The organism is Vibrio sp. WZ-1 (assembly GCF_052037695.1).
Taxonomy (GTDB): domain Bacteria; phylum Pseudomonadota; class Gammaproteobacteria; order Enterobacterales; family Vibrionaceae; genus Vibrio.
This window is the reverse complement of the sequence record NZ_JBQEQR010000079.1, coordinates 401,045-421,839: the sequence shown is the minus strand read 5'-3', so window position 1 is coordinate 421,839 and position 20,795 is coordinate 401,045. Positions and strand designations below refer to the sequence as shown.

General features: G+C 45.4%; 18 protein-coding genes. 3 read left to right on the top strand and 15 right to left on the bottom strand.

Going from position 1 to position 20,795, the window contains the following annotated elements:
• Nucleotides 1–195 precede the first annotated feature (195 nt).
• The 7 genes from ACTS60_RS16630 to ACTS60_RS16600 form a co-directional block, all read right to left on the bottom strand.
• Complete coding sequence (locus ACTS60_RS16630) at nt 196–1,290, bottom strand: ABC transporter ATP-binding protein (protein ID WP_010453536.1); 1,095 nt, start codon at nt 1,288–1,290, stop codon at nt 196–198.
• The gene (locus ACTS60_RS16625; RefSeq protein WP_440889152.1) at nt 1,290–2,639 is read right to left on the bottom strand and encodes a GH1 family beta-glucosidase; all 1,350 of its coding nucleotides are present in this window, start codon (nt 2,637–2,639) and stop codon (nt 1,290–1,292) included. Before ACTS60_RS16625 ends, ACTS60_RS16630 begins: the two co-directional genes overlap by 1 nt.
• Before the next feature lie 25 nt (nt 2,640–2,664).
• Nucleotides 2,665–3,549 (bottom strand): carbohydrate ABC transporter permease, encoded by an 885-nt coding sequence (locus tag ACTS60_RS16620; RefSeq protein WP_009706754.1) that lies wholly within the window; start codon nt 3,547–3,549, stop codon nt 2,665–2,667.
• 1 nt (nt 3,550) lies between these two features.
• The gene (locus ACTS60_RS16615; RefSeq protein WP_010453544.1) at nt 3,551–4,540 is read right to left on the bottom strand and encodes a carbohydrate ABC transporter permease; all 990 of its coding nucleotides are present in this window, start codon (nt 4,538–4,540) and stop codon (nt 3,551–3,553) included.
• Nucleotides 4,541–4,602: 62 nt separating this feature from the next.
• Nucleotides 4,603–5,850 carry an ABC transporter substrate-binding protein gene (locus ACTS60_RS16610; protein ID WP_440889151.1) on the bottom strand — a complete coding sequence of 416 codons (1,248 nt, stop codon included), beginning with the start codon at nt 5,848–5,850 and terminating at the stop codon, nt 4,603–4,605.
• A gap of 22 nt (nt 5,851–5,872) precedes the next feature.
• Nucleotides 5,873–6,877 (bottom strand): LacI family DNA-binding transcriptional regulator, encoded by a 1,005-nt coding sequence (locus ACTS60_RS16605; RefSeq protein WP_440889165.1) that lies wholly within the window; start codon nt 6,875–6,877, stop codon nt 5,873–5,875.
• Nucleotides 6,878–7,220: 343 nt separating this feature from the next.
• On the bottom strand, nt 7,221–8,516 hold the full coding sequence (locus tag ACTS60_RS16600) for a carbohydrate porin (protein WP_440889150.1): 1,296 nt from the start codon (nt 8,514–8,516) through the stop codon (nt 7,221–7,223).
• Between the two features lie 507 nt (nt 8,517–9,023).
• Here ACTS60_RS16600 and ACTS60_RS16595 point away from each other — a divergent pair.
• Nucleotides 9,024–10,217 carry a diguanylate cyclase gene (locus tag ACTS60_RS16595; RefSeq protein ID WP_440889149.1) on the top strand — a complete coding sequence of 398 codons (1,194 nt, stop codon included), beginning with the start codon at nt 9,024–9,026 and terminating at the stop codon, nt 10,215–10,217.
• 4 nt (nt 10,218–10,221) lie between these two features.
• On the opposite strand, the gene ACTS60_RS16590 is transcribed toward ACTS60_RS16595, so the two are convergent.
• A complete protein-coding gene (locus tag ACTS60_RS16590; protein WP_440889148.1) occupies nt 10,222–10,503 on the bottom strand; it encodes a hypothetical protein in 282 nt (93 codons plus the stop codon).
• A gap of 146 nt (nt 10,504–10,649) precedes the next feature.
• Entirely contained in the window at nt 10,650–10,934 is a 285-nt protein-coding gene (locus ACTS60_RS16585; protein ID WP_440889147.1) for a pyrimidine/purine nucleoside phosphorylase, read from the bottom strand.
• Nucleotides 10,935–11,159: 225 nt separating this feature from the next.
• Between ACTS60_RS16585 and ACTS60_RS16580 the strand changes: the two genes are divergently transcribed.
• Together ACTS60_RS16580 and ACTS60_RS16575 are read left to right on the top strand one after the other, a co-directional pair.
• Nucleotides 11,160–11,663 (top strand): DUF2850 domain-containing protein, encoded by a 504-nt coding sequence (locus tag ACTS60_RS16580; protein WP_440889146.1) that lies wholly within the window; start codon nt 11,160–11,162, stop codon nt 11,661–11,663.
• Between the two features lie 402 nt (nt 11,664–12,065).
• Nucleotides 12,066–14,606 carry a glycosyl hydrolase family 18 protein gene (locus tag ACTS60_RS16575; RefSeq protein ID WP_440889145.1) on the top strand — a complete coding sequence of 847 codons (2,541 nt, stop codon included), beginning with the start codon at nt 12,066–12,068 and terminating at the stop codon, nt 14,604–14,606.
• 326 nt (nt 14,607–14,932) lie between these two features.
• On the opposite strand, the gene ACTS60_RS16570 is transcribed toward ACTS60_RS16575, so the two are convergent.
• The 6 genes from ACTS60_RS16570 to ACTS60_RS16545 all read right to left on the bottom strand — a co-directional run bounded on the left by ACTS60_RS16570 (nt 14,933) and on the right by ACTS60_RS16545 (nt 20,786).
• A complete protein-coding gene (locus ACTS60_RS16570; RefSeq protein ID WP_440889144.1) occupies nt 14,933–15,331 on the bottom strand; it encodes a PEGA domain-containing protein in 399 nt (132 codons plus the stop codon).
• 552 nt (nt 15,332–15,883) lie between these two features.
• Nucleotides 15,884–16,735, bottom strand: coding sequence for an alpha/beta fold hydrolase (locus ACTS60_RS16565; protein WP_440889143.1), 852 nt, complete (start codon nt 16,733–16,735; stop codon nt 15,884–15,886).
• 121 nt (nt 16,736–16,856) lie between these two features.
• Complete coding sequence (locus tag ACTS60_RS16560) at nt 16,857–17,447, bottom strand: TetR/AcrR family transcriptional regulator (protein WP_440889142.1); 591 nt, start codon at nt 17,445–17,447, stop codon at nt 16,857–16,859.
• Nucleotides 17,448–17,784: 337 nt separating this feature from the next.
• Nucleotides 17,785–18,972, bottom strand: coding sequence for a mannose-6-phosphate isomerase, class I (manA, locus tag ACTS60_RS16555; RefSeq protein ID WP_440889141.1), 1,188 nt, complete (start codon nt 18,970–18,972; stop codon nt 17,785–17,787).
• A 40-nt stretch (nt 18,973–19,012) separates the two neighbouring features.
• Nucleotides 19,013–20,173, bottom strand: a complete 1,161-nt coding sequence (locus tag ACTS60_RS16550) for a glycerate kinase (protein WP_440889140.1) — start codon at nt 20,171–20,173, stop codon at nt 19,013–19,015.
• Nucleotides 20,174–20,186: 13 nt separating this feature from the next.
• On the bottom strand, nt 20,187–20,786 hold the full coding sequence (locus tag ACTS60_RS16545) for a fructose PTS transporter subunit IIA (protein ID WP_440889139.1): 600 nt from the start codon (nt 20,784–20,786) through the stop codon (nt 20,187–20,189).
• Nucleotides 20,787–20,795 lie beyond the last annotated feature (9 nt).

Below are 20,795 nucleotides of genomic sequence, written 5' to 3'. Positions count from 1 at the left end.
CTACCTGATAAGCCGATAACGCAGTAGAAAGGAGCCACAAACGCTGCCCGAAGGGTTCGGCTAAAAGCGTTTTACTCTTTGTTGAGAGGATTTTGCTTAGAATAACTAGGCTACAAACCTCTCGCCGCGATTAAAACGCTTATATCTCGAACAAAATTTAACCGCAAAAGGTCAACAGACCCTAGTTCATATTGGTTAGAACGTAGCGAGTGAGTTTTCACTCAGTGCATCAAACAGGTGAATCGCGTCTAAGTCCAAGTATAGAGTCAGCGTATCCACATCCACTTCAGCCGCTTGCGTTTCCACCATCAATGGCTGTCCAGCAATTTCCGTCTTCAACAGTATGCTCGCACCCAGCAGCTCTTTGTCTTTGATTTTCACCGGGAACGGCAGTACGCGGTCGTGATCCACTTGCTCTGAACGCAAATGAATGTCCGTTGGACGAACACCAAAGTGTAGCGCTAGGTTCTTAGAAGCGTGAGCTTTGAAGCGCTCTGGCAGAGGAATACGAACATCACCCAGTTCGACTTCCCAGTTGCCTTCTTCACCCACGAGCTTCGCATCCAGCATGTTCATTGATGGGTTACCGATGAACTGAGCCACGAACTTGTTTGCAGGACGTTGGAACACTTCTGTTGGCGTGCCAACCTGAGCCACATAACCGTCTTTCAGAATCACGATACGATCCGCCAATGTCATCGCTTCAATCTGGTCGTGGGTCACGTAAATCGTCGTCGTTTTCAGTTCACGGTGAAGGTGTTTGATCTCTTCACGCATCACACCACGCAACTTGGCATCAAGGTTGGATAATGGCTCATCAAACAAGAATACTTTTGGCGTACGCACCATCGCACGTCCCATAGCCACACGTTGACGCTGGCCACCAGACAGCTCTTTTGGCTTACGATCCAACAGCGCATCCAGCTCTAGCATTTTCGCCGCTTTACGCACTTCAACGTCAATTTGATCTTTCGGCATGCCCTTTAGCTTGAGCGCAAAGGCGATGTTCTCGTAAACCGTCATGTGTGGGTAAAGCGCGTAGCTTTGGAATACCATCGCAAGGTCACGGTCTTTGGCATCGATTTTGTTCATCAGCTTATCGCCAACGTAAATCTCACCAGCTGTGATGCTTTCTAAACCCGCCAACATACGCAGTGTGGTCGATTTACCACAACCCGACGGACCAAGGAAAACCACAAATTCGCCATCTTGCACGGTAAAGTCGAAGTGCTTGACGACTTCCACATCATCGTAAGACTTTTTGATGTTTTTGAATTCTACTTTAGCCATTATCTGTTCTCCTCAGCTCGCTCTAGCAGCATGTTTCGGTACGCAATCGCACTCTGCTTTAAGGTGCGCTCTTGAGTTTGGTAGTCAACGTGTACGATGCCAAAACGTTGTTTGTAGCCATACGCCCACTCAAAGTTATCCATTAGGCTCCAAGCGAAGTAACCATTCACATTGACGCCTGCTTTTATCGCTTCATCCAGCGCTTCTAAATGCGATTGGAAGTAGCGCACACGTTGTTCATCATTCACTTGGCCCGCTACATGGTGATCATCACCCGCCGCGCCGTTTTCAGTGATGTACAGCGGCGGTAGGTTTGAGTAACGCGCTTTCAGACGCAGCAATAGATCGGTGAGTGCTTGTGGGTAAATCTCCCAACCAATAAACGTGTGCTCTGCTTCTGGTTGAGGAATGCTCTCTAGCATGCCGCTCGCATCAAATCGCACCACACAACGGGTATAGAAGTTGATGCCAATAAAATCTAGGTCAGTACGGATGATATCGAGGTCACCCTCTAGAATCATCGGCATGTTGTGCGCTTGACGCTTAAGTACGGTTTCTGGGTATGTCCCTTTCAACACTGGGTCCATAAACCAGTGGTAACCTTCTGCATCGCTGTACTCTGCCGCTTCTGCGTCTGCCTCTGTGTATGGGTACGCAGGCGTCGCATTGAACACACAGCCGTGCATTGCGTTTGGTGCATTCTTACGCATGTGTGGAATCGCCAAGCCATGACCTAACATGAGGTGGTGTGCTGACAAGAAGCCTTCACGTTCGCCTTTAATACCTGGCGCATGCTCACCCCAACGATAACCTAGGTAAGCAGAACAGAAAGGTTCGTTCAGTGTTGCGTAAGAGTCGATCTTGTCACCGAAGTAAGCACTAACTACATCCGCGTACTCTGCAAACTTGTAAGCCGTTTCACGGTTAAGCCAACCACCTTTATCCTCAAGGTATTGAGGCAGGTCCCAGTGGTAAAGAGTGACAAACACTTTCAAACCGCGAGCATGACATTCATCGACGATTTGCTCGTAGAACTTCAGCCCTTCTTCATTCACCTTGCCATCTTCTGGCAGGATACGAGGCCATGCCATCGACAGACGGTAGGCATCCACGCCAAGACCTTGAATCATCTCAATGTCTTGTTTCCATAAATGAAAATGATCACACGCCACATCACCGTTATCAGCATTGTCGACGGCGCTAGGCTTGTTGCAGAACGTATCCCAAATCGATGGAGTACGCCCGCCAAGTTGCGCGCCACCTTCAATTTGGTAAGAAGACGTCGCGACACCAAATAGAAACTCTGGGCGGCGCATTTTAGAATCTTGGGGTAATTGGAATTTATTCATTATATTTTTATGCCTTAAATTTCTCTTAACCTTTCACAGCGCCTGATGTCAGACCGCTAATCATCTGTTTCGAAGCAAATAAGTAAGTAATTACTAACGGGAGAATGGAGATAGTGGTGCCAAGCATCACCGCGCCCCATGGCGTATTTGGAATGCCCTGCACGCTTCGTAGTGCCTGAGTAATCACGTAGTTCTCTGGCGTCGTCAGTACTACCAATGGTTGCATGAACATGTTCCAGAAGAAGACGAACTGTACAATAGCCAGTGTGGCTAGCGCCGGTTTCATCAGTGGCAATACCACGCTCCAGTAAGTACGGAATTCACCTGCTCCATCCAGTTTCGCTGCTTCTAACAACTCTTTCGGAATCGATGCCACCACGTGTTGGCGCATCAAGAAAATACCAAATGGCGTGGTGGTGAACGGTAGCCAAACCGCTAAGTGGTTATCGAGCAAACCAAGGAACTTCACGATCATAAAGTAAGGGATCAGGCTCAATACTGGCGGAATCATCATCGAGCCAACCAGCATGCCAAACAGCACGTTTTTACCTTTGAACTTGTAGACCGCAAACGCATAGCCGCCCATGCTACAAAACAGCAATGAGATCGTGGTGCCTAGGAACGCGATGTAGATGGAGTTAAACATCGCCTGCCAGAACGGCATGATTTCCAATAGCTTGGCGTAGTTGACCGCTAAGCTATCACCAATGGCAAAGCTGATGCCTGTACCAAAAATTTCGGTACGGTCACGGGTTGAAAGTAACGCCGACCAAATGAACGGGAATACCGTCATGATGGCAGAAACAATCAGTACGGAGCCGAGCATCACCATCAATACTTTGGTGAAGATCTCGATGCTGCGATCGCTAGGACGCCAACGCTGCGCCGCAGGTAAAGTGTTAGTACTCATCTTATTGCTCCCCTAGACCTTTCTTACCGAAGAAGAAGAATTGAACCGCTGTACAGCCTGCAATCAAGGTAAAGAGCAGCCATGAAATTGCTGACGCTGTACCCATTTCTAACCATTCCCAACCCACTTTGTAGAGGTACATAGAGATGGTTAAGCCAGACTGACCCGTACCACCAGTACCGCGCGTTAGGACGAAAGGTTCTTCGAACAACTGCAAGTTACCGATGATGGTCATGGTGACCGCAAAGAAGATGAATGGACGAATCATTGGTAGTGAAATGCTCCAGAATCGACGCCATGCGTTTGCACCGTCCATACGTGCCGCTTCTAGGATGTCTTTAGGAATCGTCATTAAGCCGGTGGTGTACAACACGATGTTGAAACCGGTGTATTTCCAGAAAACCATGATGGCGATGGAAGGCTTCACCATGGTCGCGTCATCTAACCAACGGATTGGCTGGAAGTCGTTCACCCAAGAGAATGCCCAACCAAACAAGGTGCTGTCTGCTAGGGCCATCAAGCTTTGGTTGATGATGCCCGAGTTTGGTGAGTACATGTTGAAGAAGATCAGCGACGCCGCTACCGTTGACGTAATGAACGGTAGGAAGTAAGCCGACGTCAACCAATGACGGAAACGGTCACCCAGCGATACCAAAATGTACGCCACCGGTAGAGCTACCAAGTGCTGAGCCACACCCGATGTGATAGCTAACCAAAGCGTGTTTTTCAGTGAACGCCACAACCACGGGTCTGTCAGTGCAATGTGGTAGTTTTCGAACCCCACATAGTCCATTGCACCCAAACCCTCGACTGGGTTCCACTCATGAAAAGAAAGAAAAATAGAAAACAGCAACGGAAAAATTCCGAACACTGAAAAGATAATCAAAAACGGCAATAGGAATCCATACGGTGTAAGCGCTTTCAAATTTAGACGAGAAAAAATGCTCTCACGCTGTGATGTTTCCATAACCTTGCTCGCTGCCTGATTCATAGTAACGACCTCTTACCCAGAAGGGGGACATGCCCCCTCCCTGCCTTAAGTATTGGCAAAAATTACAGATTACGCGTACGACGTTTGATCATGCGCTCAGCTTCTTTAAGCGCAGTCTTAATGTCTTTACCTTCATCCAGTACTTCCATCAGTGCGTTTTCTAAGATGATTGAACGAGCAACGTGATCGCCTTTCGCCGGTGCTACTGGCTTGATGTTTTGTGCCACTTCCGCAAACAATAGGCGTGCTTGCTGACCTCCTAGGAATTCCACTTTCTCTTCGAACATTGGGTCATCGTAAGTCGTCGTGTTTGCTGGGAATGCAGCGATGGTCTCAAAGTGCTTAAGCTGAATTTCACGCTTGGTTGTCATGTATTCAATCAACTTCCAAGCTTCATCTTGGTGCTTAGATTGGGTTGGGATCGATAGGAATGAGCCACCCCAGCTTCCGTAAATACCATCAGGCAGGTTAGACACGCCCCAGCTGCCCGCTGTTTCTGGTGCAATCCAGTTGTTTAGGTGACCAAGTAGCCAAGCACCAGAAAGCTGTGTGGCAAATGTGCCGTTACGGAAGCCCTCGTACCATTCGTTCGACCACGCCAGAATGCGGCCATCCAAGCCTTTGTCACGGATCTCTTTTGCCACTTCGAATGCGTGCACAAAGCGTTCAGAAGTGACCACTGGGTTGCCGTCTTTATCGAAGTACAGACCTTCACCTTCAGGAACCGTCGTGAAGATAATTGCTTGTGCAACGTCTGCTGCTGAGGCAATCAGTTGTACGTTTTGTTTTTTAAGTGTTTCACCCGCTGCGATGTAAGAATCCCAATCTTTGATCGCTTCGTTAATATCAATGCCTGCTTTTTCAAAGATGTCAGTGCGGTAGTACATTACACCAGGGCCTAAGTCGACCGGCATGCCGTAAACATCACCATCTGCACCTTTACCTTGCGCCCATGCGTAAGGTGCAAAACTGTCTGCATATTTGTCTGCACCGTAGTTTTCAGACAGGTTAACCAGACCGCCCGATGCCACAAATGGGCCAATCTTCTCTACATCAACAACAATCACATCACCCGCACCAGATCCCGTCGCTAAGTTGGTTGTCAGCTTCGTATGGTGATCGCCATGGTTGTTCATTAGGTAATCAACCTTAATTCCGGTTTCTTTCTCGAAATCTGGCAGCAGTACTTTCAAGCTACTATCAAAGTCAGGAAAACCATCAAAGCGGATTTTAGTTTCGTCGGCAGCGTTTACCGTTGCAGCAACACCAAGTGCAGCAGTCATGGCAAGCGTCAAAGTTTTCAGTTTCATGTTGTTGTCCTTAATTATTGTTCTAGAGAATATTCAGTTCCTTGACCGAACTTCTTGGCACTAAGTTAGGAGTGAGTTTGAAGTTCACATCACGTTTGTTCTTGTTCAGCGCTTGAATGACAAGTTGTACAGCCTCCGCGCTCATCTGTTCTATAGGGAAGTTAACCGTGGTAAGGGCTGGTGTTAGGTAACGTGCAAATAAGATGTCATCAAACCCGACAAGCGAGATTTGCTCAGGCACCAATATGCCTTCGGCTTTCAAAACCTCATAAGCCCCAAAAGCCATATGATCATTACATGCAAATACAGCAGTGAAACCGCTTTCACGTTTAAGCAATTTACGCATCGCACTGATACCTGACTCTTCTGTAAAACCGGCCTCGGACACTAACGCTTCGTCATACGCAATTTCCGCTTCTTCAAGAGCCTTACGGTAACCTTGTAGACGCCCCCGTGCGTCAGATCTGTCCAGAGGTCCGGTTATACACGCAATGTTGCGATGCCCCATTCGCAACAAGTATTCGGTCGCCATTCGGCCACCAAATTCGTTGTCGATCTCGATGCAACTGTGTGCCATTTCTGGGATATAGCGGTTGACTAAGACCACCGGAATCCCCTTGTTATCAAGATCGATCAAATAATCATCTGAAAGACTCTGTGTGTGCAGAATCATCGCGTCCACTCGGCGACCTAGTAAAAACTCTACCGACTCACGCTGGCTTTGCTCCGTGTTAGACCCCGCAGTCACAACTACGTGGTAGCCCATACGACGCAAACGTTCCTCAATGCTGTGTAAGATGCCTGAGTAGAATGGTCCACCCAATTCAGGAACAATAATGCCAATGCTGCCAGTACGACTTGAGGCTAACGCCTGAGCAATAGAGTTTGGACGATAGCCCAACTCTTTTATCGCTTTCTCGACTTTCAGCTTTTTGTCATGGCTAACGCGACAAGAGCCGTTTACGACCCTAGAGACCGTAGCCTGAGAAACTCCAGCGTATTCAGATACATCTTTAATCGTCGCCACAAGAAACCTCTTCACTGACTGCACATCACGAGTTTCATCACTCTCGAAACCGCTTTCATGAGATAGATTATTCAGTATTCCTCCACTGCTTAGCGTGAGAGAGTTCACAACAAGTTTGGGGGTAAATTGAGCAATTTGATAAATAATGAGACTGCTGGCAGTTTTCTTTTCATCCATGAAACAGTTTCATGAACAACAAAATCACGAGCTTCGGGAAATAAAAAAAGCCTCCACGAGGGAGGCAAAAACATAAGAGTTAAGAGATGAATGGATGGTAAACACCTGATACTTCTGCCTTAAGTGTTTACCATCTTTACATGGACAGTAATTAACTAGGTGTGGCTTACCACCACGCTTCGAACATTGCACCAACCGTTAGTGTATCTACATCGGTTGCCACCTTGTCGCCATTGGAATCAAAGCCTGTGTATTCGTTGTCTGCATTACCGACTGTTGCGTAGAAACGTAGCATTGGACGAGACCAGGTTTCAGGACCGATTGCCATATTTTGCGATAACGTCATTTTCCAAGAGCTATTAGTTGCGTCAATATCATCGTAATCCACCACGCTGTAGCCAGCTTCTAGCCAAGTAGAGTGGATATCGTTCCATTGGTAAGTCGGGCGAACAATCGCATTGTAGTTCACACGGCTTTCATTGCCTTCAACTTCCAATGACTGGTATGCCGCTAAGTATTGAACACCCGCTTTGTCTGTGATTGAGGTACTACCATCAAAGCTCACTAATAACGCGGTTTGGTCTTCAGCTAAGTCAAACACACTGTCTTTTGCATTGTCTGAGTAACGAACAATCAAACGCTGGCCTGCAGCAGATAGTTCACCTGCCACTTGGTAAGCGGTAACATCGCCCACATCCTCATCTTTTAGTTTTTCAGACGCAAAACCGTAGTTCGCATAAACACTGAGATTCGCAGATTCACCCAGCTGGATACCGTGTAATTTACTGGTCAGTGCATAACGGCCATTGTCTCCCACCATGTCACCTTCCACTTGACCTACTGCACTGAAGTCAAACTTCACGCCGCCTAAGTCTAGGTTATAGAAACCACCACCTTGGCCATCGTGCATCATCCAGAAGTAGTCGTTTAGGTCTGTTTGAGGACGTTGGTGGAAGTCTCGACCTGCCCACACATACAAATCAGGTTGGGATTCAAATAAGTTTGCAGCCCCCGCATACATCTTCTTCACATTAACCCCACCATCGTCAGCCCATGAAGCATCCGCCCAGTGATCTAACATGAAGACCAAATCCCAAATCGCACCACCATCGCTCTTGAATGCTTTTGCTAATTGGAATTCACCACCGTTTTGTTCATTACCAAGACGACCAGTCGCATTCGAGTTCAATGCCCCCGCAGTACCAACGGTCAGAGCATCACTCCCTTGATAACCCGCTCCGTAGCGAGCGTAGCCTGAGAAAACAATTCCAAGTGGCACTTCTGTTTCAGAAGAGAGAACGGCCGGTTGCTGGTCAAAGACGTAACCCGTTTCCAGTTTCGTTTCCAGCTCTTGGATACGTTTTTCTAATGCATCAACATCGGCATCAGCAGCAAAAGAAGGTAGAGAAGCAAGCGAAGCGGCCACAGCAAGAGAGAGAGGTAAAACTTTAAAGTTTTTCATTTTATATCCCTAAAATTTGTATGTGTTGTTATTTCAATAGGGATATTAAGGAATGAAAGGGGTGAAAAGCCGCTACCGCTTCACAGGTCAATGGCGAGCCAAATGACATGAAACAACACATGAAACCTAACTTCAAATTCATCCTTAATAAACAACTAGATAAAAGGAAAACAAAGATAAATCACAATTTGAAATCGCTTTCATTTCATCAAATACCCATGATTGCATCACAACCTTTTCGAGTATATCGTGAGCAAAAGCATCCGCACCGTTGAAAATTTTCAGCATTGTGAAAGATTTCAATAACGGTAATTAATTTACAGATTGAACAGAAATCACCAAGCTAAATATGACCACCTTCACAGTTAACTACTGATACTCAACACATTACACAAAGTACTTCTAGACTTTCCATGTGGCCGCTGCATCAAGTGGTAAGCCATTGGGTATCCAAAAACCCTATTCATCGATAAGAGAAGCCAAATAAAGTCTTTATAAGGATATTTGATGTCAAAGCTGGCCGGAGCTCGCCTTGAAGAAATGGCGGACATTCACTTAACTCGCCAAAAGAAGATCACTTTTATGTGCTCTTTTCTCGCGTCAATGTTCATGTCATACGGCTTGGTAGCGCACTACAATCAAGGCAGCTATGGGTTGAGCGTACTAAATGGCATCTGTGCCTTAGGATGCTTGATCAACTGTTATGCTATTCGATGCCAAGATAGCCATAGTCATTCCGATCTGATACTCAGTGCTCTATTAATATGTGATGGGCTGCTGCTGTTTTTCTATAACGATAGCGAGACGGGTAAGTTATTGTGGTTATACCCAATACTGGCAACGCTAATTCTCATCAATGAATTTAAACTGGGATTAATCTTAAACGGCATATTTGTAGGTTTAATCATTATTGCTTCCAACCTTCCTCTATCTATTTTTGAAGGGGAAAGCTACTCATACCAAAGATTTGTTTTTTCGTTGATCGCCGCCAGCGTTATCTGTCACACCTTTGCTTATTACTATTCAAAAGTCGTACTTTACATACAAAATCTATATCGTGAAGGCATTGAAGAGCTCGCATACCTTGACCAACTAACGGGGCTAGCGAACCGTTGGAGCTTCGAGAAGTGGGCAAGATCAAAACTGGAAGAGATAGACGCGCAAGGCAGAGATAAAGTAACCGCTTTAGTTTTTCTTGATATCGATAACTTTAAGTTGATTAACGACAGCTACGGTCATGATGTGGGGGATCAAGTATTACAGCATTTCGCCACCCGACTAAAAAATAGCATTAGAAACAAAGACAGAAACACAAACCAACACGATTATTCTATTGCAAGATTTGCTGGGGATGAATTTGTCATCATGCTCTATGACGTTCGGAGCAAAAAGGATCTCAACAGTATCCTCTCTCGTATCGTTAACTTATTTAACGGTGGATACCACAGTTGTGACTCCATAAATGAAATTACAATGAGTGCTGGCGTCGCCATATACAGACAAGATGCACATGATCTCTCTGAACTCACACGATGTGCAGATAAAGCAATGTACACCGCAAAACACACGGGCAAGAACCGATTTGCTTTCTATGAAGATTGCTCACAGAACATACAGGCCTTAAAGGAATCGCACAGCCTGCTTGGCACGATGACTCAATGCTCAAATGTGACACCGTTAAATAGAAAATCAGGTCAATGATGAATTAAGCGTGCATATACATGAACCATAGACCAACGACCATCATAACGACGAGCCAAATCGCCTGACGCACTTTTCTTGGCTTTTCAGACTTTGGTTGTATTACTGGTTTAAGAGCTCGCTCTTTGACCTTTCCTACCAAACTCTTTTCTAGTGCTTTCTTATAAAAGTCACGCCTCTTTACCGCCGCATTTGCAACAGATGCGTATCGCTGTCTCTGATCTTTAGTGAAATCTGTAGCCTCATAACGTGGAGGTAGATCAGAGTGTTTAGGTTGAACTGCCATATCTGCCCCCTCTGTTTTGTAAACGTAAGTTTATTAATAAGTATATACGTAAGTTACAAACAGTTAAGTGACCGAGTCACAAATGTGCATTGAAGTTAGATACAAAGGATAAGAAAACAGCCACTAAATAGTGGCTGTTTTCTACATTAGAGATATTCACAAAGATAGGCAGTGGAGTCTTTTACTTCTACATCAAATGATGAGTTACCCGCGACTTCAAACGACTCCCCTGATTGATATGTTTTCCAATCCATTTCATCCGCCAGTTTAACGAGCAACACTCCTTTTATCACTGTCATTCGTTCTGGCGCTTGGGTTCCGAAGGTATATTCTCCAGTTTCCATTACCCCTACACTTACGTCTTGGTTTTTTTGTTGAAAACCCAAAGACTTCACCATTCCAGCAAAGTAGCTATTTTCCTTAATAGTCATTATTTTTCATTCCTCTTAATAACGTCGCCTTCGTTGTACCTTGTTTTTATCCTCCACTCAAGCTTTTACCTTCAATATGAAAATGGCCCATACACTTGTAAAAATTATTGTGACTGAATGTAAAAATGGGCAAGGAATCATAAAACACACATTCAAGTGACGAGATTGTTTGTTTTTTATCTCTGTGCTTTCCACGATATAAAGAAACCAAAAGGAATTGGAACCATGACCTCAAATACTCGGCGAAGAAAAATTGAGAAAAAAGAAGCCCCACCTTCTTTCTTTCAACGCAATAAGTTCGCGTTGTTCAAGAGTATCTTCTTGACGGTTGCTTGCGGGGTCTTGGGCATATTTGGCTACCTATTGCATCTGTCTTATTTAGATTACATCGATCCTGACAAAATCTATGGTGAATGGATCGAGATTGGTGCACCGCCCTATCAAACAGAAGTATTACTGTTTTCCGCAGATGGCGTATTCAGAAACAATCGCTTTGTTGCAACCAATTTTGAATTTGATGGAAAGCTCATCACTCTCAATACTGGTCTGGGCAAAACCGTTTACCAAATGTCAGGCTCACATCTCTCTCCACAAATTCGACGTATTGAACCCCGAATTCCGGATCAACGTTTTATTCTCAAAGGGTTTGAGCACACGGTTCAAGGTTCTGATATTGGCTCAGCATCAAAACGCCGAGCAGCGTTAAGTGAGCACTTTGGTAATAAATAAACGTATTTCTATCGATCCAGACCTTGATTCAATCGCTAAACAGATCAGGTCTGCCTTTCGTCCATCTCATTTCCCCAACTTCAATTTCCGTTTTCCCTCACAATTTATTGATGCAGTTCTCATTTTTTGGCTATCGACATTAACATAGCTATTATTAATTGCTTTGCATGAAATTTATAAATTCTTGACTCGATATTCAATTTTTACTGCAACAAACTGTTGATCTGATAGAAAGTTCTCGCAAGTGGGTCGAAAAGTGTTTTAATTTTTTTTGACGAAAAAAAAGACTCTGAAATGCTGAATATGATGTTTTTGCGCATCAACAGCAGTGATCTATTTTCTTAGCGCAAAAACAGCTTGTGCTCATTAACGAGCATAAATTCAAGGATTGAGAGAAAAGTTATGATGCGATTTAACCTATGTGCAGCTGGGGTTGCCCTAGCACTATCTGGCGCTGCAAATGCGGCTCCAACCGCACCCAGTATCGACATGTACGGTTCCAATAACCTGCAATTTTCCAAAATTGAACTGGCGATGGAAACCACATCTGGCTACAACGACATGGTTAAGTACCATGAGCTAGCTAAGATCAACGTAAAATTTAATCAGTGGAGTGGTACGTCTGGCGACACTTACAACATCTACTTTGATGGTGTAAAGGTAGCAACAGGCCCTATCACTGGTAGCCAAACCACCGCTTCATTTGAATACGGCCAAGGTGGCTTGTACCAAATGGAAATCGAAGCCTGTGACGCAACGGGCTGTGCTAAGAGCGCACCAGCAGAGATCACTATCGCGGATACAGACGGTTCTCACTTACCGCCTCTAACCATGAATGTTGACCCAAACAACAAAACCTACAACACAGACCCAAGCGTTGTGATGGGTACTTACTTTGTTGAATGGGGTATTTACGGCCGTAATTACACGGTTGATAACATGCCTGTCGACAACTTGACTCACATCCTTTACGGCTTTATCCCAATCTGTGGTCCAAACGAATCAGTGAAATCAGTTGGTGGTAACAGCTTCAACGCATTGCAAACCGCTTGTCGCGGCGTAAACGATTATGAAGTAGTTATCCATGACCCATGGGCAGCGTACCAGAAGAGCTTTGCTCAAGCTGGCCACGAATACAGCACACCGATCAAGGGTAACTACGCAATGCTGATGGCATTGAAGCAACGTAACCCAGATCTAAAAATCATCCCATCTATCGGCGGTTGGACGCTTTCTGACCCATTCTTTGATTTTGTAGACAAAGCAAATCGTGACACGTTTGTCGCATCTGTGAAGAAATTCCTAAAAACTTGGAAGTTCTACGACGGTGTAGATATCGACTGGGAATTCCCAGGTGGCGGAGGTGCTGCAGCAGATAAAGGCGACCCAGTAAAAGATGGTCCAGCTTACATTGCATTGATGCGTGAACTGCGTGCAATGCTGAATGAGCTAGAAGCGGAGACAGGCCGTACTTACGAGCTAACTTCGGCAATTGGCGTGGGTTACGACAAAATTGAAGACGTTGATTACGCAGATGCCGTTCAGTACATGGACTACATCTTCGCGATGACTTACGACTTCTACGGCGGTTGGAACAACGTTCCTGGTCACCAAACGGCACTTTACTGTGGCTCATTCATGCGTCCTGGTCAGTGTGATGGTAGCGGCGTTGATGAAAATGGCGAACCGTACAAAGGCCCAGCTTACACGGCTGACAACGGCATCCAACTTCTCCTTGCACAAGGAGTTCCTGCGAACAAACTGGTCCTAGGTACAGCAATGTACGGTCGTGGCTGGGAAGGTGTAACACCGGATACGCTAACGGATCCAAACGACCCAATGACAGGTACTGCAACAGGTAAACTGAAAGGCAGCACGACTCAAGGCGTTTGGGAAGATGGCGTGATTGACTACAAAGGTATTAAGTCATTCATGCTAGGTGCGAACAACGCTGGCATCAACGGCTTTGAATACGGTTACGATGCACAAGCTGAAGCACCATGGGTATGGAACCGTTCAACAGGTGAGCTGATCACATTTGATGATCACCGCTCTGTTCTTGCGAAAGGTAATTACGCGAAATCGCTAGGTCTTGCAGGCCTGTTCTCTTGGGAAATCGATGCAGATAACGGCGACATCCTTAACGCAATGCACGAAGGCATGGCAGGCGGTGTAGTAGTCCCACCAAATCGCAAACCAACAGCCGCAGCGGGCGCAGACCAAGCGGTAACAGGTCCTGCGAGTGTTGTTCTTGATGGCAGCAACTCAACAGACTCTGATGGCACTATTGCAAGCTACGCTTGGGTGCAAGTATCAGGTACTGCAGTAGCTCTATCTGGCGCGAACACTGCGACAGCAAGCTTTGATGTAGCGGAAGTAACTGCAGAGGAGCAGCTAACGTTCAAGCTAACCGTAACCGATAACGAAGGCGCAACCGCTTCTGATCTCGTTGTAGTAACGGTTAAGCCTGCTGGTGTGATTGATCCACCAAACACAGCGCCAGTTGCAAAAGTTTCTGCACCTACAACAGCGAAAGCTGGTGACGTAGTCGTGATTGATGCTTCAGCTTCTAGCGACGCTGACAACGACACGCTAACGTTTGATTGGACGCTACCTCAAGGTCTAAACGCTACGGTTAACGGCGCGAAAGTGACATTCACCGCAGCAGAATATCCACAAGACACAAGCCTCAGCTTCACAGTAAGTGTAAATGATGGTCAGGCTACGTCTTCAGCAAGTGCAACGGTTGTTGTAGCCAAGCACAGCACGGGCGGCGACACTTGTACTAACGCATGGGATGCAACGGCCGTTTATACTGGCGGCGACCAAGTCACTTACGCTGGTAAAACATGGGAAGCGAAGTGGTGGACTCAAGGTCAAGATCCTAGCAAGTCTGGCGAATGGGGTGTTTGGAAAGAAGTTGGCCCTGCTAACTGTAACTAAACACGGCTAAGGTGTTGTGATTCAACACCACTAACATTCAACATGATGAAAAAGAAAAGGACAGCTTCGGCTGTCCTTTGTTGTTTTAACAATTTCAACTCATAAGGCCCATTGCAGCAATCAACGTGAGTTGTTCAAGGGGGTCATACCATCCAGAAATGATAACGGTAAGTGCTAATACTGGCTCAAATATTACACCCGCAATAATGGCCGTTTAACATCGATTTAAATCGTGCTTACTAGCTGGAATCAACCCGAAAAACTCGCCCGTTTTGTAAAGAGTCCGACCTCTCTTTAGTACGGTGTCATGCGCGTTGCCACTTATTTTAGTAAGTGCTTGAAATCGAACACTCTGGTGTAACTCGGTATTCGCTTTTTTCCAGTTCGAACGCGTTACCGGAAATTAAATCAGTGGGAATCGAGATGATCCCCCAGTCAATTAAAAGATTTGCCCAAATCCAACCGTCTAAACTGGTATCCGTTGTTTGATATGCCGTTTTACAACCCTTTTTCGTCACTTTGATTTCGTAGTCATCGCCTCGCTCCAAGTCGGTACGAATGCGATCAATACCAATATATTGGCCATCGATATAAATACGCGAACCTGGCTCACTTGACGCCACTGTTACACGGTCTGAGCCGCCGCTCATGATACCAGCACAACCCGTTAGCGTTGTTGCGAACAGTGAAAGAGTGGTTATTGATGCGATTGTTTTTAATTTCATAGTTTTTGGTCATCTGCTTATCAGTGGGGTTAAATATTAAAAAACCTAGTTTTCTAGGTACAAACGGCGGTATCCCGGCTTGGTACGCTGGCACACTTCTGAGCCCCTATCGTGAGTGGCCTTTTAATACATTGGACTTACAAAATTGTGATGAAATCTAGGCGTGCGGACACCGTCGGGTCAATATGAAACACCCAAACTCGTCGCGCTTTATCAATATTTATAGTTTTTGGTCAGGCTCCATTCAGAAAGAGGGCTAAATGGGTAAAATCTCAGCGATGCTGACTGTGAATTTCGCTGGTTTTTCGTCAAGAGCGACCAAGGTAATTTTTGGTATATCTGTTGAATCGAAGCAACGTTCTGGATATGAACCAGTATGAGAGGTCTTAGCCCAACATTGAATGGCAGTCTGCTACAAAGAAATGACGGAGCTAAAAAAGACTCCCTTGTAGAGTCTTTTTAATTCTAAGCATAAGTTTTGTCACCAATTCGGCAGGGTCCTTTGCAAATAAAGGCTTACAGGCGAACTTGGGGCTGTTCGCTGAAATGAACTCAAAACTCAATTAAACGGTCAAAACTCTGGAATACCTCATCACACTTCATCACGCGGCCGTGACCTTGCCCCTGTGTAGTAACCAGTTCAACTCGTTCAATCTCGTCCGCTGCTTTAGCTGACACGCTGTGCTTGGTGAATTTATCCTGCTCATCATGAACAATAATGGTTTTTGCTTCTCGCTCAGCTAGGCGTTTCTCAGGGTCAATAGATTGTAGTGGGTAGCCAAACTGGTCTTCTACTTCCGAGACCACGGCTTTGAATAACTTCATTGAGTAACCCGAACGCGCTATACTGCCAAATAAGTTCTCTACGTAGTTAAGAACTGGTGCAATCAACAACAAAGGCTTATTTTCCAATTTACTGTGGCGACACTCTAGTGCAGACGCAGTACCCATACTGTGCCCAACCAAACCTGCAACGTCATCAACAGAATCCAATACTTCCTCAAGACCACGAACAAACGCTGGAATGTGTCCATACTGCCCCTCACTCTCACCATGCGCAGGATGATCGTAAGCCAATGCCGTGTAACCCGATGCTGCAATATGCTCCATTAGCGGATAGAACTGGCTCGCTGTCCCTGACCAACCATGAGTAAGTACCCATACTGGGCCGCTGCCAAGCTGATAGGTTTTGATTGCACCAGCATGACCTTGCACTTCGCTTTTGATCAGCCCTTGCGGCTCGGCATTTTTTGGCTGAGTCCGTGCCGGGGTTAGCAGCAGTTTACGCGCAGTCCTTTTTGCATGTGATGGTGCCAAAGTATGGTGCAGACGCGTACTGATGTTGACCAAGCTGCGCTTAACACTGAAACGCTGCGAAGTATTAAAGTAAATTTTCTCACTCATGATCTTTTCCTTAGCTATCAGCTTTGCACAAAATAGAACGGTCGTGCTTTTTATACTGATAAGAAAGAGCGCTCTGTGTCGCTCTTCGTTATGAATCTTGTACTAGCCCGTTACCGCGGAGCTAGCGCTTCCATCGAGTAAACAAATTATCGATGCCTTGCCAGAACAACCGCTGGCTTTCTTCTTGTCCTTTGATTGAGTAAAACACGTGCGCACTTAAGTACTGCCCGTATAAATCAAAGGTCGCTTGTCGCGTGTCCAAGTCGGCGGCAAACTCTTGGTTTTCTTTGCCTTTGTTGATCTGAATTTCAAGGTATTTCAACCATGTATCAATCGATTTTCGTAATGCAGCCTGCAATGCACAGCCTTCTTCTGCGGTATCGTTCCAAGCATCGAGGAACATGCAGCTGCCTTGAAAAGAGTGATTCCACGTCATCCAAGTATCCAACAAGCCACGCACTTTACGTTCGATGTTGCTATCACCTAACTCGCGTGCAGGCGCAATCACCCGCTCTGCAAATATCTGGTTGGCGAACTCCAACACCGACAACTGAAGGTTCAACTTAGAATTAAAGTGAGCAAACAAGCCACTTTTCGACATGCGACACTGCTTAGCCAGCTCACCAATAGTGAGGCTTTCTAAGCCGTTTTCACTGGCAAGATCAAATGCACGCTGCAGTATCAGCTCTTTGGTAATTTTTCCTTTTTTCATAAATGTATTTTTAGCACGACCGTGCTTTTTTGCAATATTTAGTTTGCTGGTCAAACCAATTATTTGTGTAGGTAAAATTCCATTGGCACTATTTCCACTAGTTTAAACTAATGAGCTCCTCCCGAGGATCACTTCGAACAAGCAAAGTAAAATCACATCAAGCTGGTGAAGATATGTGAACCCTTTCTCTTGGAAACAGATATTTAGCCTTGAGTTACTTCACTAAATTGCCGTAAAAAACTCACTCAGAGCCTGATAATGCTCTTCAGACTCTGGTGTACCAAAGGCTACTCTACTTTTGAGCCAGAGAAGTGAATAGCCATAAAATCAGTTTTTACTAATTGTAAGCCCTAGCAAGCATCCCCTTGCCATGATACTGATACTTTTCTGTATCGTTACTAATGAATACCGACTCACCAGAATGAAGTACTAATTGACGTTCATTGGTAGAAACCGTTACCTTTCCATCAATACAAAACAGGATTTCTGCACTGCGCAGATATTGTTGGCTTATATCCTCATCCACTGGCACGATATCGAATCCGAAATCTTCCACTGGTATCGGGAAAGTTAACTTATCTTCTTTTACGATAGGTTTTAGTTTAATGTCGTCAATTTTTGTCGTTTCAAAACGAGTATTATCAATCAGTTCAGACACATCAATAAACTTCGAAGTAAGGCCTGCACGTAACACATTATCTGAGTTAGCCATAATCTCTAACCCTGTCCCCTCGATATAAGCATGTGGTGTTTCGGCATGCAGAAACATCGCTTCACCCGGAGCAAGTTCGACTGTGTTCAACATTAACGGCGAAAACAAACCGATATCATCCATATAGTGCTTTTTAAAGCCTTTACTATAATGCAATGCATCTCGCCCCATTGCAGTCTTCGGTCTGCGTTCATAGGCCGAATATAATTGTTCTAGTGCAGACTGTTTTCGCTCATCTTCAAGAGTCATCACTGTGGTAAAAAACGCTTTCAAACCTTCACTATTCGGGTTGCTTGCTAACACTGAAATGTCAGTATCAAGCACGCTAATTCTTGCTTCATTAAACAGTTCAATGATTTGCGATACAGGACGAAAACCATTCATTGCTTTATAGAAAGTCAGTGCGTAAACAAGTTCAGGCTTATGATTTGAATCTTTATAATTACGATTCGAAGCATCAAGATGAATACCTAACTGATTCTCTCTTTCGAAACCAAGTAGAGCCTTTTTCTTGCTAGGATGCACTTGAATGGAAAGCGGAGTTTCTGCCGCAAGAACTTTAAACAAGTAAGGCAATTCACCGAACCTTGCTTGTGTATATTCACCCAACATGCTTTTGCTGTTTTGGCTTAATACGCCCGAAAGCAACTGTCCGGTATCGGCAACTCTTGAGCAGCCTCTCGGGTGAACACCCATCCAAATTTCCGCTTGAGGTTGCGCATTGGGATTTTGAATACCAAACAGTTCAGAAATAGACTGCTTGCTGCCCCATGAGTAATGTTGAATGACATTATCTAATTTAAATAAAGACATAGAATTTTCTTCGCATCACTGACAAGTAAACAACAATCGGCTACTTGTTATTTAAGGTCGCACCCAACTTGAGAGTCGCAGCGATATTTCTAGCAGTTCGAGCTACGTTTTTACTCGCCTGCTTGAGCGCTTGGTCAAGGCTTTGAGGAGAGCTAACAGTATCAAAAGCACAATCGATTTTGCTGTACAGGCCTTCGATATCTGAGCCCAAAGATCCAGCAATGCCAATCACTGGAATTGATTTTTTCTTGGCTCGATTTGCGATACCAAATGGAGTTTTACCTTGCAAGGTTTGATTGTCCATTTGGCCTTCTCCGGTGATCACCAAATCCGCGTGCTCAAGGACTTTATCCGCATCCAGCGCATCTAATACCATCTCGATTCCGGGCGTAATTTGAATGTCAAATAACAACGATAGTCCCAAAGGCGTGCCGCCCGCAGCACCAAACCCAGCACTTAAGCGGTGATCGACACCTGTTATTGAAAATACAGCCTTGGCAAAACGCTCTAAGGAACGGTCCAAGTCAGCAACCAATCTTGGGGATGCCCCTTTCTGGGGGCCAAAAACCTCGCTCGCACCATTCACACCAACAAGTGGGTTGGCAACATCACATGCCACGATAAACTCTACTTGATGACAACGAGGGTGAGCATGTGACAAATCGATACGATCAAGATCAGCAAGAGCAATACCACCTTTTGGCAGTTCATTGCCCTCTCTGTCTAGCAATTTCCCACCCAAAGCTTGTACGATTCCAGCACCACCATCGTTAGTTGCACTTCCACCTAGACCGAGCATAATTTTGTTCACTCCCAGATCTAGCGCTTTACTTATCAGCTCGCCAGTACCATATGTAGTAGAGACTGCAGGGTTACGTTCCGAAGCCGAAAGTAAATCCAAGCCTGACGCTGCCGCTATTTCAATCAATGCGGTATTACCATTATCAAGTAACGCCCATTGAGCCCTCTCCTTTGAATCAGCAATACCCCGCTCTAGCGGTCCAGCCACGAGCGAATGCTGCACCTCACCCTCTAGCCCCTGTATTAGTACTTCAACCGTTCCCTCACCACCATCGGCGAGGGGAAGGTGTATGTATTGAGCTTTCGGATATACTTGAGCAAAACCTTGCTCAATGCATTCACAAACCTGCTTGGCAGTGAGTGATTCTTTAAATGAGTCAGGAGCAATTACTATTTTCATCAAATACACCGCTCTAAAGTAGTAAGAACAAAAATGCCGATATGATGACACCAATGCCTAGTACTACCGGGTAAGCAATACTGCTGATGTCTTTTGCGACATTGTCTTGTTGCGCCGATTCAGCTTCTGATTGTTCAACTTGAGGCTCGCTATCAGTATCATCTTCTCCAAATAGCGCCATGATCTCTTGAGTAGTGCGCGCAGCGAGTAACTGGTCACGGAAATCGTCATCAACCAGCGATGAAGTCAACGTAGTCAGCACCTCCATGTGTGTCGAGCCTGCCTCTGCTGGCGGAATCGCTAACAAGAAAATCATGTTGACTGGTTCATCGCCATCCAGGCCTTTCCACATCAGATCATCTTTCACAAATGCACATGCGAAGACAGGCTCTCTCACTGCCTCTGATTTGCCATGAGGCACGGCTAAGTATTCACCAAGGGCCGTCGGTCCTTCTTCTTCGCGCTTTAATACCGCCTCAAGAAATTGTGCTTTGTTAGTAAGTTTGCCGGTTTGTTCAAGCTTGTCCGTCAGTGCATTGATGGCGCTGAAGCGATCTTCAAACACAGCATCAAGCATGATCAGCTCAGGAGTTGTAAGTTGGGCAAGTTTCATGATCTGTTC

Bases quoted from the DNA above. Each gene is read 5' to 3' on its own strand.
- ACTS60_RS16630 (WP_010453536.1), bottom strand. From the start codon at position 1,290: ATGGCTAAAGTAGAATTCAAAAACATCAAAAAGTCTTACGATGATGTG.
- ACTS60_RS16625 (WP_440889152.1), bottom strand. From the start codon at position 2,639: ATGAATAAATTCCAATTACCCCAAGATTCTAAAATGCGCCGCCCAGAG.
- ACTS60_RS16620 (WP_009706754.1), bottom strand. From the start codon at position 3,549: ATGAGTACTAACACTTTACCTGCGGCGCAGCGTTGGCGTCCTAGCGAT.
- ACTS60_RS16615 (WP_010453544.1), bottom strand. From the start codon at position 4,540: ATGAATCAGGCAGCGAGCAAGGTTATGGAAACATCACAGCGTGAGAGC.
- ACTS60_RS16610 (WP_440889151.1), bottom strand. From the start codon at position 5,850: ATGAAACTGAAAACTTTGACGCTTGCCATGACTGCTGCACTTGGTGTT.
- ACTS60_RS16600 (WP_440889150.1), bottom strand. From the start codon at position 8,516: ATGAAAAACTTTAAAGTTTTACCTCTCTCTCTTGCTGTGGCCGCTTCG.
- ACTS60_RS16595 (WP_440889149.1), top strand. From the start codon at position 9,024: ATGTCAAAGCTGGCCGGAGCTCGCCTTGAAGAAATGGCGGACATTCAC.
- ACTS60_RS16590 (WP_440889148.1), bottom strand. From the start codon at position 10,503: ATGGCAGTTCAACCTAAACACTCTGATCTACCTCCACGTTATGAGGCT.
- ACTS60_RS16585 (WP_440889147.1), bottom strand. From the start codon at position 10,934: ATGACTATTAAGGAAAATAGCTACTTTGCTGGAATGGTGAAGTCTTTG.
- ACTS60_RS16580 (WP_440889146.1), top strand. From the start codon at position 11,160: ATGACCTCAAATACTCGGCGAAGAAAAATTGAGAAAAAAGAAGCCCCA.
- ACTS60_RS16575 (WP_440889145.1), top strand. From the start codon at position 12,066: ATGATGCGATTTAACCTATGTGCAGCTGGGGTTGCCCTAGCACTATCT.
- ACTS60_RS16570 (WP_440889144.1), bottom strand. From the start codon at position 15,331: ATGAAATTAAAAACAATCGCATCAATAACCACTCTTTCACTGTTCGCA.
- ACTS60_RS16565 (WP_440889143.1), bottom strand. From the start codon at position 16,735: ATGAGTGAGAAAATTTACTTTAATACTTCGCAGCGTTTCAGTGTTAAG.
- ACTS60_RS16560 (WP_440889142.1), bottom strand. From the start codon at position 17,447: ATGAAAAAAGGAAAAATTACCAAAGAGCTGATACTGCAGCGTGCATTT.
- manA (WP_440889141.1), bottom strand. From the start codon at position 18,972: ATGTCTTTATTTAAATTAGATAATGTCATTCAACATTACTCATGGGGC.
- ACTS60_RS16550 (WP_440889140.1), bottom strand. From the start codon at position 20,173: ATGAAAATAGTAATTGCTCCTGACTCATTTAAAGAATCACTCACTGCC.
- ACTS60_RS16545 (WP_440889139.1), bottom strand. From the start codon at position 20,786: ATGAAACTTGCCCAACTTACAACTCCTGAGCTGATCATGCTTGATGCT.